General features: G+C 65.3%; 7 protein-coding genes and 3 rRNA genes. 5 read left to right on the forward strand and 5 right to left on the reverse strand.

Annotated elements, in window-relative coordinates; all coding sequences use genetic code 11:
* Genes OG223_RS21345 through OG223_RS21360 form a run of 4 tightly spaced genes read left to right on the forward strand, consistent with a single transcriptional unit; the run spans position 1 to position 4275 of the window.
* Positions 1-786 (forward strand): DUF4129 domain-containing protein, encoded by a 786-nt coding sequence (locus OG223_RS21345; protein ID WP_329250908.1) that lies wholly within the window; start codon positions 1-3, stop codon positions 784-786.
* Positions 783-1976 (forward strand): DUF4350 domain-containing protein, encoded by a 1194-nt coding sequence (locus tag OG223_RS21350; RefSeq protein ID WP_329250910.1) that lies wholly within the window; start codon positions 783-785, stop codon positions 1974-1976. Before OG223_RS21345 ends, OG223_RS21350 begins: the two co-directional genes overlap by 4 nt.
* Positions 1976-2965, forward strand: a complete 990-nt coding sequence (locus OG223_RS21355) for an AAA family ATPase (protein ID WP_329250912.1) — start codon at positions 1976-1978, stop codon at positions 2963-2965. The genes OG223_RS21350 and OG223_RS21355 overlap by 1 nt, the downstream gene beginning before the upstream one ends.
* The gene (locus OG223_RS21360; RefSeq protein WP_329250916.1) at positions 2965-4275 is read left to right on the forward strand and encodes a DUF58 domain-containing protein; all 1311 of its coding nucleotides are present in this window, start codon (positions 2965-2967) and stop codon (positions 4273-4275) included. The genes OG223_RS21355 and OG223_RS21360 overlap by 1 nt, the downstream gene beginning before the upstream one ends.
* A gap of 101 nt (positions 4276-4376) precedes the next feature.
* Here OG223_RS21360 and rrf read toward each other — a convergent pair.
* The 4 genes from rrf to OG223_RS21380 form a co-directional block, all read right to left on the reverse strand.
* Positions 4377-4493: ribosomal RNA gene (rrf, locus tag OG223_RS21365) — 5S ribosomal RNA — on the reverse strand.
* 92 nt (positions 4494-4585) lie between these two features.
* A 23S ribosomal RNA gene (locus OG223_RS21370) occupies positions 4586-7708 on the reverse strand.
* Between the two features lie 314 nt (positions 7709-8022).
* Positions 8023-9548: ribosomal RNA gene (locus tag OG223_RS21375) — 16S ribosomal RNA — on the reverse strand.
* The 16S, 23S and 5S rRNA genes sit together here, the layout of an rRNA operon.
* Positions 9549-10117: 569 nt before the next feature.
* Entirely contained in the window at positions 10118-11125 is a 1008-nt protein-coding gene (locus OG223_RS21380; RefSeq protein ID WP_329250920.1) for a stage II sporulation protein M, read from the reverse strand.
* Between the two features lie 128 nt (positions 11126-11253).
* On the opposite strand from OG223_RS21380, the gene OG223_RS21385 reads away from it, so the two are divergent.
* Complete coding sequence (locus OG223_RS21385) at positions 11254-12294, forward strand: RDD family protein (RefSeq protein WP_329250922.1); 1041 nt, start codon at positions 11254-11256, stop codon at positions 12292-12294.
* A 32-nt stretch (positions 12295-12326) separates the two neighbouring features.
* Here OG223_RS21385 and OG223_RS21390 read toward each other — a convergent pair whose 3' ends face one another.
* Positions 12327-12941: a hypothetical protein gene (locus OG223_RS21390; protein WP_329250925.1), complete on the reverse strand. Its 615-nt coding sequence runs from the start codon at positions 12939-12941 to the stop codon at positions 12327-12329.
* Positions 12942-13102: the final 161 nt, after the last annotated feature.

The following is a 13102-nucleotide window of genomic DNA, read 5'->3' on the forward strand; positions in this document are numbered from 1 at the left end:
GTGAGCCTGGCGGGGGGAGTTCTCACAGCGGTACCCGAAGCACTGCCGCGCGCCGTCGAATCGGCCGCAGGAACGCTGCTGCGCGCCCACGGCACGGTCGTACGGTCGTCGGCCCTCTCGGGCGACGAGCCGCCGGTGACGATCCCGCGCGACCCCGCGCGGGAGGCGGCCCGGCGTGAACTGTCCAAGCAGATGTACCACGAGAACGACCCCAGCCTGGCGCAGCGGGCCCTGGACGCCATCTCGGACTGGGTCGACAAACTCTTCAGCCGGGCATCGGAGGCGGCACCCGGCGGCACGCTCGGCCTGGTCGTCGTCATCCTGGCCGTCCTCGCGGTCGGAGCCGCCCTGTGGTGGCGCCTCGGCACCCCGAAGCGCCAACCCGTCTCCGCCGCCGCCCTGTTCGAGGACGGCCCCCGCAGCGCCGCCGAACACCGCGCGGCCGCCGAGGCACACGCCGCCCAGGGACACTGGAACCCCGCCGTGCAGGAACGCATGCGTGCCATCGTCCGGGCCCTGGAGGAACGGGCCCTGCTCGACGTCCGTCCCGGCCGCACAGCCGACGAAGCCGTCGCCGAAGCCGGCCGCGCACTGCCCTCGCACACGACCGAACTGCGCGCCGCAGCCGCACACTTCGACGACGTGACGTACGGCGGACGCGACGCGAGCGAGCAGTCGTACCGGCGCATCGCCGACCTGGACCGAGACCTGGAGCGCACCAGGCCGGTCCTCACCAGCAGCGCCCACAGCACGGCCCACCACACCAGCCAGGGGGCCGCCGAATGACCGCGGAGGCCACGCTCCCCGCCACCTCGGCCTCGCCGACCGCCCGCCAGGTGTGGACCCGCGCGCGTGGCATCGTCCTCGTGCTCGTGCTCCTCCTGGCGGCCGCCGTGGCGATCGCCGCGATCCGCTCCGACGCCCGGCACGGCGCCCTCGACCCGCGCTCCGCCGACCCCTACGGCAGCCGCGCCGTAGCCGAACTCCTCGGCGACCGGGGCGTGTCCACACGCGTGGTCACCACCCTGGCCCAAGCCCGCGCCGCGGCCGGCCCGGACACCACCCTGCTGGTCGCCGTCCCCGACCTGCTGACCAAGCGTCAACAGTCCGGCCTGCACACGGCGTTCGCGAACTCCGGCAGCCGTACGGTCCTCGTCGCCCCCGGCGCGGCGTCCCTGGGCCGGCTCGCCCCCGAGGTCACCGCGGACTCCGGACCCAGCTTCGACTCGACACTCTCCCCCGACTGCTCCCTGCCCGCCGCCCAGCGCGCAGGGAGCGCGCAAACCGGCGACTACAGGTACACGACCACCGCCACCGACGCCGACGAGTGCTACCCCAGCGACGGACGGCCGACCCTGCTGCGGCTCCCGGACGCGTCCACGGGCGGCGACACCGTGGTCATCGGCGCGCCCGACATCTTCTTCAACAAACGTCTCGACAAGCAGGGCAACGCCTCGCTCGCCCTCCAACTCCTCGGCTCCCGCCCCCATCTGGTCTGGTACCTCCCCTCGCTGTCCGACACCTCGGCCACCGACTCCGGCAGCCAGAGCTTCTTCGACCTGCTCCCCTCGGGCTGGCTCTGGGGCACCCTGCAACTGTTCATCGCGGCAGCCGTGGCCGCCCTGTGGCGGGCACGCCGACTCGGCCCCCTGGTGCCCGAAAAACTCCCCGTGGCGATCCGCGCCTCCGAAACCGTCGAAGGCCGCGCCCGCCTCTACCGCAAGGCCAACGCCCGCGACCGCGCGGCCAACGCCCTGCGCTCCACCACCCGCACCCGCCTCGCCCCCCTCGTAGGCGTCCCCGTCTCCCAGGCGCACTCACCCGAAGCCCTGCTCCCCGCGCTCTCCGCCCACCTCCACGGCGACGGACAGACCCTGCACGCCCTCCTCTTCGGCCCGCCGCCCAGCGACGACGCGGCCCTCATCGCACTTGCCGACCAACTCGACGCCCTCGAAAGAGAGGTACGCCGTTCATGATGGACCCGACCACTGACAACGCCGGGATCACGGGGAATCCGGACACCGCCCGAGCCTCCCTCGAATCCCTGCGCGCCGAGATCGCCAAAGCCGTGGTCGGCCAGGACCCCGCCGTGACCGGTCTCGTCGTCGCCCTCCTCTGCCGCGGACACGTTCTCCTGGAAGGAGTCCCCGGAGTCGCAAAAACGTTGCTCGTCCGCGCCCTCGCGTCCGCACTCGAACTCGACACCAAGCGCATCCAGTTCACCCCCGACCTGATGCCGAGCGACGTCACCGGCTCCCTGGTCTACGACACCCGCTCCGCCGAGTTCCGCTTCCAGCCCGGCCCGGTCTTCACCAACCTGCTCCTCGCGGACGAGATCAACCGCACCCCTCCGAAGACCCAGTCGTCCCTCCTCGAAGCCATGGAGGAACGCCAGGTCACGGTCGACGGCACCCCGCGCCCGCTCCCCGACCCGTTCCTGGTCGCCGCGACACAGAACCCCGTCGAGTACGAGGGCACGTACCCCCTCCCCGAGGCCCAACTCGACCGCTTCCTCCTCAAACTGACGATCCCTCTCCCCTCCCGCCAGGACGAGATCGACGTCCTCACCCGCCACGCCGAGGGCTTCAACCCACGCGACCTGCACGCCGCCGGCCTGCGCCCCGTCGCGGGCCCGGCCGACCTCGAAGCAGCCCGCGCGGCCGTCGCCAAGACGACGATCTCCCCCGAGATCACCGCCTACGTAGTCGACATCTGCCGCGCCACCCGCGAATCGCCGTCCCTCACTCTCGGCGTGTCCCCGCGCGGCGCCACCGCCCTCCTGGCCACCTCGCGCGCGTGGGCCTGGCTCACGGGCCGCGACTACGTCATCCCCGACGACGTGAAGGCCCTGGCACTCCCCACCCTCCGCCACCGCGTCCACCTGCGCCCCGAGGCCGAGATGGAGGGCGTGACGGCGGACTCCGTCATCAACGCGATCCTCGCCCACGTCCCGGTCCCCCGCTGATGGCCCTCACCGGACGCGCCGCCCTCCTCGCAGCCCTGGGCTCCCTCCCCGTAGGCATCTGGGAGCCCGGCTGGACAGGCATCCTGGCCGTCAACGCCCCCCTCGCACTGGCCTGCGCCTGCGACTTCGCCCTGGCCGCCCCGGTACGCCGCCTGAGCCTCACCCGCTCGGGCGACACCTCCGTACGCCTGGGCGAATCCGCCGACGTCACCCTGACGGTCACCAACCCGTCCCGCCGCCCCCTCCGAGCCCGCATCCGCGACGCCTGGCCCCCCAGTAGCTGGCTCCCCGGTACAGAATTCGCCGCATCCCGCCACCGCCTGACGATCCCGCCCGGCGAGCGCCGCCGCCTCACCACCCGCCTACGCCCCACCCGCCGCGGCGACCGCCACGCAGACCGAGTGACCATCCGTTCCTACGGCCCCCTCGGCCTCCTCACCCGCCAGGGCACCCACACGGTCCCCTGGGCGGTACGCGTCCTGCCCCCGTTCACCAGCCGCAAGCACCTCCCCTCCAAGCTCGCCCGTCTGCGCGAACTCGACGGCCGCACCAGCGTGCTGACCCGCGGCGAAGGCACAGAATTCGACAGCCTGCGCGAATACGTCCCCGGCGACGACACCCGCTCCATCGACTGGCGCGCCACCGCCCGCCAGACCACGGTCGCGGTACGCACCTGGCGCCCCGAACGCGACCGCCACATCCTGCTCGTCCTCGACACCGGCCGCACCTCAGCGGGCCGCGTCGGCGACGCCCCCCGCCTCGACGCCTCCATGGACGCCGCCCTGCTCCTGGCAGCCCTCGCATCCCGCGCCGGCGACCGCGTGGACCTCCTCGCCTACGACCGCCGAGTCCGCGCCCTGGTCCAGGGCCGCACGGCACGCGACGTACTCCCGTCGCTGGTCAACGCGATGGCGACACTCGAACCGGAACTCGTCGAAACAGACGCCCGAGGCCTGGCAGCCACCGCGATCCGCACGGCCCCCCGCCGCTCCCTGATCGTCCTGCTGACAAGCCTCGACACGGCCCCGCTCGAAGAGGGCCTGCTCCCCGTACTGGCCCAACTCACCCAGCGCCATACGGTCCTGGTGGCATCCGTGGCAGATCCCCACATCGCGCACATGGCCACGGCTCGTGGAAACACGGACGCGGTCTACGAGGCCGCGGCTGCGGCACGCGCTCAGACCGAACGCGACCGCACCGCGGAAAAACTCCGCAGGGCCGGCGTCACCATCGTCGACGCAACACCGGACGATCTGGCGCCAAAACTCGCGGACGCGTATCTGGCTCTCAAGAGTGCGGGACGCCTGTAATACAGGGGCCTGCTTGGAAAAGCAGAGCCCTTTACAGGAGACCCCTTAAACGCAGAAAACCCCCGTACCGATTTAACGGTACGGGGGTTTTCGCAATATTTGTTCGGCGGCGTCCTACTCTCCCACAGGGTCCCCCCTGCAGTACCATCGGCGCTGTAAGGCTTAGCTTCCGGGTTCGGAATGTAACCGGGCGTTTCCCTCACGCTATGACCACCGAAACACTATGAAACACATCAACCGCACCACTGCCGTGACCATGGCAATGGGGTTGTTCGTGGTTTCAGAACCAACACAGTGGACGCGAGCAACTGAGGACAAGCCCTCGGCCTATTAGTACCGGTCACCTCCAGCGGTTACCCGCCTTCCAGATCCGGCCTATCAACCCAGTCGTCTACTGGGAGCCTTAACCCCTCAAGGGGGTGGGAACACTCATCTCGAAGCAGGCTTCCCGCTTAGATGCTTTCAGCGGTTATCCCTCCCGAACGTAGCCAACCAGCCATGCCCTTGGCAGAACAACTGGCACACCAGAGGTTCGTCCGTCCCGGTCCTCTCGTACTAGGGACAGCCCTTCTCAATGTTCCTGCGCGCGCAGCGGATAGGGACCGAACTGTCTCACGACGTTCTAAACCCAGCTCGCGTACCGCTTTAATGGGCGAACAGCCCAACCCTTGGGACCGACTCCAGCCCCAGGATGCGACGAGCCGACATCGAGGTGCCAAACCATCCCGTCGATATGGACTCTTGGGGAAGATCAGCCTGTTATCCCCGGGGTACCTTTTATCCGTTGAGCGACGGCGCTTCCACAAGCCACCGCCGGATCACTAGTCCCGACTTTCGTCCCTGCTCGACCCGTCGGTCTCACAGTCAAGCTCCCTTGTGCACTTACACTCAACACCTGATTGCCAACCAGGCTGAGGGAACCTTTGGGCGCCTCCGTTACTCTTTAGGAGGCAACCGCCCCAGTTAAACTACCCATCAGACACTGTCCCTGATCCGGATCACGGACCCAGGTTAGACATCCAGCACGACCAGACTGGTATTTCAACGACGACTCCCCCCGAACTGGCGTCCGAGGTTCAAAGTCTCCCAGCTATCCTACACAAGCCGAACCGAACACCAATATCAAACTGTAGTAAAGGTCCCGGGGTCTTTCCGTCCTGCTGCGCGAAACGAGCATCTTTACTCGTAGTGCAATTTCACCGGGCCTATGGTTGAGACAGTCGAGAAGTCGTTACGCCATTCGTGCAGGTCGGAACTTACCCGACAAGGAATTTCGCTACCTTAGGATGGTTATAGTTACCACCGCCGTTTACTGGCGCTTAAGTTCTCAGCTTCGCCACCCCGAAGAGTGACTAACCGGTCCCCTTAACGTTCCAGCACCGGGCAGGCGTCAGTCCGTATACATCGCCTTACGGCTTCGCACGGACCTGTGTTTTTAGTAAACAGTCGCTTCTCGCTGGTCTCTGCGGCCACCCCCAGCTCATGAAGTAAATTCAATCACCGGTGATGGCCCCCCTTCTCCCGAAGTTACGGGGGCATTTTGCCGAGTTCCTTAACCATAGTTCACCCGAACGCCTCGGTATTCTCTACCTGACCACCTGAGTCGGTTTAGGGTACGGGCCGCCATGAAACTCGCTAGAGGCTTTTCTCGACAGCATAGGATCATCCACTTCACCACAATCGGCTCGGCATCAGGTCTCAGACTATGTGTGATCCGGATTTGCCTAGACCACGTCCTACACCCTTACCCCGGGACAACCACCGCCCGGGATGGACTACCTTCCTGCGTCACCCCATCACTCACCTACTGCAGGTCTGGTCCGTCGGCTCCACCACTTTCCATTCCCCGAAGGGTCCGGAACGGCTTCACGGACTTAGCATCGCCTGGTTCAATGTTTGACGCTTCACAGCGGGTACCGGAATATCAACCGGTTATCCATCGACTACGCCTGTCGGCCTCGCCTTAGGTCCCGACTTACCCTGGGCAGATCAGCTTGACCCAGGAACCCTTAGTCAATCGGCGCACACGTTTCTCACGTGTGTATCGCTACTCATGCCTGCATTCTCACTCGTGAACCGTCCACCACTAGCTTCCGCTGCGGCTTCACCCGGCACACGACGCTCCCCTACCCATCCATACAGGCGTTGGCCCTATTGTATGAATGACACGACTTCGGCGGTACGCTTGAGCCCCGCTACATTGTCGGCGCGGAATCACTAGACCAGTGAGCTATTACGCACTCTTTCAAGGGTGGCTGCTTCTAAGCCAACCTCCTGGTTGTCTCTGCGACTCCACATCCTTTCCCACTTAGCGTACGCTTAGGGGCCTTAGTCGATGCTCTGGGCTGTTTCCCTCTCGACCATGGAGCTTATCCCCCACAGTCTCACTGCCGTGCTCTCACTTACCGGCATTCGGAGTTTGGCTAAGGTCAGTAACCCGGTAGGGCCCATCGCCTATCCAGTGCTCTACCTCCGGCAAGAAACACACGACGCTGCACCTAAATGCATTTCGGGGAGAACCAGCTATCACGGAGTTTGATTGGCCTTTCACCCCTAACCACAGGTCATCCCCCAGGTTTTCAACCCTGGTGGGTTCGGTCCTCCACGAAGTCTTACCTCCGCTTCAACCTGCCCATGGCTAGATCACTCCGCTTCGGGTCTTGAGCGCGCTACTAAACCGCCCTATTCGGACTCGCTTTCGCTACGGCTTCCCCACACGGGTTAACCTCGCAACACACCGCAAACTCGCAGGCTCATTCTTCAAAAGGCACGCAGTCACGAGAGTGCATGCAAGCATGCACTCCGACGCTCCCACGGCTTGTAGGCACACGGTTTCAGGTACTATTTCACTCCGCTCCCGCGGTACTTTTCACCATTCCCTCACGGTACTATCCGCTATCGGTCACCAGGGAATATTTAGGCTTAACGGGTGGTCCCGCCAGATTCACACGGGATTTCTCGGGCCCCGTGCTACTTGGGTGTCTCTCAAACGAGCCGTTAATGTTTCAGCTACGGGGGTCTTACCCTCTACGCCGGACCTTTCGCATGTCCTTCGCCTACATCAACGGTTTCTGACTCGCCTCACAGCCGGCAGACTGTGAAAGAGAGATCCCACAACCCCGTATACGCAACCCCTGCCGGGTCTCACACGCATACGGTTTGGCCTCATCCGGTTTCGCTCGCCACTACTCCCGGAATCACGGTTGTTTTCTCTTCCTGCGGGTACTGAGATGTTTCACTTCCCCGCGTTCCCTCCACACTGCCTATGTGTTCAGCAGCGGGTGACAGCCCATGACGACTGCCGGGTTTCCCCATTCGGAAACCCCCGGATCAAAGCCTGGTTGACGACTCCCCGGGGACTATCGTGGCCTCCCACGTCCTTCATCGGTTCCTGGTGCCAAGGCATCCACCGTGCGCCCTTAAAAACTTGGCCACAGATGCTCGCGTCCACTGTGCAGTTCTCAAACAACGACCAACCACCCGTCACACACCACTCACGCGATGCTTTACCGGGGTCGGCACTGAAGGCGGCTTCACAGCCGTACCCTCAGACACCCAACAGCGTGCCCGGCACCATCGCCACTCGTGATCAGCTTTCCACGCCCCGAAGAGCAGTACTCGCAGCCATGAGATGACCGACAGTGCCGAATAATCAACGTTCCACCCTTGAGCAACCAGCATCAGACGTTCGCTGATGAACTGGCCTCTGACCTCACCCCGAAGGGATCGGTAAGAAGTGCTCCTTAGAAAGGAGGTGATCCAGCCGCACCTTCCGGTACGGCTACCTTGTTACGACTTCGTCCCAATCGCCAGTCCCACCTTCGACAGCTCCCTCCCACAAGGGGTTGGGCCACCGGCTTCGGGTGTTACCGACTTTCGTGACGTGACGGGCGGTGTGTACAAGGCCCGGGAACGTATTCACCGCAGCAATGCTGATCTGCGATTACTAGCAACTCCGACTTCATGGGGTCGAGTTGCAGACCCCAATCCGAACTGAGACCGGCTTTTTGAGATTCGCTCCACCTCACGGTATCGCAGCTCATTGTACCGGCCATTGTAGCACGTGTGCAGCCCAAGACATAAGGGGCATGATGACTTGACGTCGTCCCCACCTTCCTCCGAGTTGACCCCGGCGGTCTCCTGTGAGTCCCCGTCACCCCGAAGGGCACGCTGGCAACACAGGACAAGGGTTGCGCTCGTTGCGGGACTTAACCCAACATCTCACGACACGAGCTGACGACAGCCATGCACCACCTGTACACCGACCACAAGGGGGGCACTATCTCTAATGCTTTCCGGTGTATGTCAAGCCTTGGTAAGGTTCTTCGCGTTGCGTCGAATTAAGCCACATGCTCCGCTGCTTGTGCGGGCCCCCGTCAATTCCTTTGAGTTTTAGCCTTGCGGCCGTACTCCCCAGGCGGGGAACTTAATGCGTTAGCTGCGGCACCGACGACGTGGAATGTCGCCAACACCTAGTTCCCACCGTTTACGGCGTGGACTACCAGGGTATCTAATCCTGTTCGCTCCCCACGCTTTCGCTCCTCAGCGTCAGTAATGGCCCAGAGATCCGCCTTCGCCACCGGTGTTCCTCCTGATATCTGCGCATTTCACCGCTACACCAGGAATTCCGATCTCCCCTACCACACTCTAGCTAGCCCGTATCGAATGCAGACCCGGGGTTAAGCCCCGGGCTTTCACACCCGACGTGACAAGCCGCCTACGAGCTCTTTACGCCCAATAATTCCGGACAACGCTTGCGCCCTACGTATTACCGCGGCTGCTGGCACGTAGTTAGCCGGCGCTTCTTCTGCAGGTACCGTCACTTTCGCTTCTTCCCTGCTGAAAGAGGTTTACAACCCGAAGGCCGTCATCCCTCACGCGGCGTCGCTGCATCAGGCTTTCGCCCATTGTGCAATATTCCCCACTGCTGCCTCCCGTAGGAGTCTGGGCCGTGTCTCAGTCCCAGTGTGGCCGGTCGCCCTCTCAGGCCGGCTACCCGTCGTCGCCTTGGTGAGCCATTACCTCACCAACAAGCTGATAGGCCGCGGGCTCATCCTGCACCGCCGGAGCTTTTAACCCCCACACATGAGTGCGGGAGTGTTATCCGGTATTAGACCCCGTTTCCAGGGCTTGTCCCAGAGTGCAGGGCAGATTGCCCACGTGTTACTCACCCGTTCGCCACTAATCCCCACCGAAGTGGTTCATCGTTCGACTTGCATGTGTTAAGCACGCCGCCAGCGTTCGTCCTGAGCCAGGATCAAACTCTCCGTGAATGTTTTCCCGTAATCGGGAACGACACACACGAGAGCGGAACAGTCAGGCGGAATAAGCCCGACCGTTCACAGCGTCCTCGCTGTATGTTTTCTTCAAAGGAACCTCGTCCCAGACATCAGATGATGACTGGAGACGGGGTATCAACATATCTGGCGTTGATTTTTGGCACGCTGTTGAGTTCTCAAGGAACGGACGCTTCCTTTGTACTCACCCTCTCGGGCTTTCCTCCGGGCTTTTCCCTTCGGTCTTGCGTTTCCGACTCTATCAGACCGTTTCCGGTTCCGATTTCCTCGGTGCTTTCCAGGTTTCCGCTTCCGCGTTTCCCTTTCCGGCGGTTCCGACTTTATCAGAAGTTCCGGGCCGGACTGACCGGCCGCTCTTTTCCGATTCATCGGGAGTGTGGCTTCTTTGAAATCGATATTTCTAGAAGCAGACAGACACTCACTGTCGCCGACCGGACCAGATCCAGTTCTAGGCAACTGTTCGAATCTACCTCCCCAACCGGTCCGTGTCAACGGCTCCTATGGGGCGAAGAGGAGACTAGCAGCTCAGCGGGAGTGCCCGCACATCAGGCGGCTGTCGGGACGGAGGAGCTGCGTTCGGCCGCCTCGACGTCGCCCGTCTCACCGGCGCGTACGGCACGACCGCCCAGGACGTAGACGTACGTCAGGAAGGCCCCTTCGGCGAGAATGCCGATGCCGATGCGGGCCCAGGTGGGGAGGCCCGACGGGGTGACGAAGCCTTCGATGGCGCCGGAGACGAACAGGACCAGGGCCAGGCCGATCGCCATGCCCACGGCTGCTCGGCCTTCTTCGGCGAGGGCCGTGCGGCGCGAGCGTGGGCCGGGGTCGATGACCGTCCAGCCGAGTCGCATCCCTGTGCCGGCGGCGACGAAGACCGCCGTGAGTTCGAGCAGGCCGTGCGGGAGGATCAGGCCGAGGAACGTGTCGAGCCGGCCCGCAGACGACATCAGGCCGATGCCGACGCCCAGGTTGAGCATGTTCTCGAAGAGGATCCAGAGGACCGGCAGGCCCAGGAAGACGCCTAGGACCAGGCACATCGCGGCGGCCTGGGCGTTGTTCGTCCAGACCTGTGCCGCGAAGGCCGCCGCCGGGTGGCTCGAGTAGTAGGTCTCGTACTCGCCACCAGGGCGGGTGAGGTCGCGCAGTTGGCTCGGGGCCGCGATGGAGGACTGCACTTCTGGGTGGGTGCCTATCCACCAGCCAAGAAGGATCGCGACGACGGTCGACAGCAGTGCGGTGGGGACCCACCAGTGGCGTGCTCTGTACACGGCGGCCGGAAAACTGTGCCCCAGGAAGCGCGTGACATCGCGCCAGGAGGCACGACGGGTTCCTGTCACGGCACTACGCGCGCGTGCCACGAGTTGGCTGAGCCGACCGGTGAGCTGGGGGTCCGGGGCGCTGGACTGGATCAGGGAGAGATGGGTGGCCGTGCGCTGATACAGCGCGACGAGTTCGTCGGCCTCGGCGCCGTTGAGGCGACGCCGGCGGCGGAGCAGCGCGTCGAGGCGGTCCCACTCGGCTCGGTGGGCCGAGACGAAGACGTCGAGGTCCATCTGGTTGCCTGCTCCTCGGCTGCTCGTCGACTGCTGGTCGGGGATCAGCTTGTCGTACTGGGGCGCGATGTGCCCTCAGCTTGGCAGACTGGCTGTTCCAGGGGCAGGGCAGGGGAAGGGCGGCAGGCGTGAGTGAGCTGGTGACGGGCGAGGCGGTGGCGCTGGAGTTGCGCCCCGCGAGGCTGCCCAGCAGGGCGCTGGCGGTGTTGCTCGATCTGATCGTGGCCATAGCCGCCTACACCGGTGTGACCGTGGTGCTGATGTTCTCCACGGCTTCTTTGGACGTCGCGGCGCAGGTCGCGGTGTCGATCGCGGCTTTTGTGCTGCTGCTGGTGGGCGGGCCCATAGCGGTGGAGACGCTGAGTCACGGGCGTTCGCTCGGGAAGCTGGCGTTCGGACTGCGCGTGGTGCGGGACGACGGCGGGCCGATCCGGTTCCGGCACGCGCTGGTGCGGGGTGCGATCGGCGTGATCGAGATCCTGATGACGTTCGGGGTCGTCGCGTGTATCGCCTCGCTCGTCTCGGCGCGCGGTCGGCGGCTCGGGGATGTGTTCGCGGGCACTCTGGTCGTACGGGAAAGGGTGTCGGCCGGGCAGACGGCCTTCGTGCCTCCGCCGCCGCCGTGGCTGACGGGGCGTTTCGCGGAGCTTGATCTGTCGGCCGTTCCTGACGGGTTGTGGCTGGCCATACGGCAGTACCTGACGCGGATGCAGCAGTTGGATCCGCAGGTCGGCTGGGCCATGGCCCAGCGGCTTGCCGCGGACCTCGTGGCTCGTACGGGCGCTCCGGCGCCGCAGGGTGTTCCGCCGGCCGCGTATCTGGCGGCGGTGGTGCAGGAGCGGCAGGCGCGGGATGTGCGGCGGGCTTTCGGGAACGGGGCGGTGGTCGGGGGCGTCGTACCGGCCGGCGGGTTCCGGCCTGGGCCCGGGGCGGGTGTGCCGGGTGCGTTCGGCAACTCGGCGCTTCAGCCGTCGTCGGCTCCGCAGCAGCCTTTTGGTGCCGTTCCCTCGGCTGCTCCTGTTTCCTGGCCGGCCGCTGCCGTTCCGCCTGTTCCCAGCGTGGGTGGCACGGGACCCGAACCGGTCGCGCCTGGTGCCCAGCCCTCGGCTCCGCAGGGCACGCCGTCCGCCGACCCTCGGCCCTCCACCGGGTTCGCGCCGCCCGCCTGACCCTCCCGGCCGCGCCCCTCGACAACCGCCGCTCAGCCGAAGACGGACGGCGGCGACTCCAGTTCCTCCAGTTCGATGCCGGGTGCCGCGAGCACTACGTCGCCGGCGATGTGTACGGCGTGCTGCTCGCCCGTGTCCAGGGCTGTGACCTGGTATTCGTCCACGGTCAGAGGGCCGTTGTCAGTGCCGTGTGTTTCTCTTTTCAGCAAGGCCCAGGACTGGTCCACGGTGCGGGGGGCGAGGACCGGGTCCGTGAAGTTGACCAGGCGGACGCGGGTCGCGGCGGAGGAAGGGGTGAGGCGCAGGAGACGGGTGGTGGCGATGAGGAACGCGGGGGAGGTGCCGGTGAAGGCGTGGGCGCGCACATTGCCTTCGGTGGCATCGGTACCGGTGGGGTCGGTGCGGACCCAGGTGACGCCGTCGAGGGCGGCGCCGCGCACCTGCCAGCTCGCCGCGTGGAGTTCCAGCCGGATGGGGCGGCCGAGTTCGTCGAGGGTGAGATCGACGGAACCGCTGTGGTCGCCCGAGGGGGTGGTGAGTTGGGAGACATAACGCCAGCCGGACGGGCCGGGGGCGCACTGGAAGTGTTCTGCTGCGAGGGGGGTGTGATCGTGCGGATCGTGGAGCGAATAACGGCCGCGGGGCATCGGGGTCCTGGGTCTTGACGGGCCGGTCCGGCCAACGGAACCAAAGGGGCAGGCCCCCGGCACGGGGGTGCGGGGGCCTGCCTCGGAGGATCTGCTGCTGAGGGCCTGCCGCTGAGAACCGCGTCAGTGCACGGACGCGGTCACAGCGAGCGGGGTCGCCG

Source organism: Streptomyces sp. NBC_01478, from assembly GCF_036227225.1.
Lineage (GTDB): Bacteria > Actinomycetota > Actinomycetes > Streptomycetales > Streptomycetaceae > Streptomyces.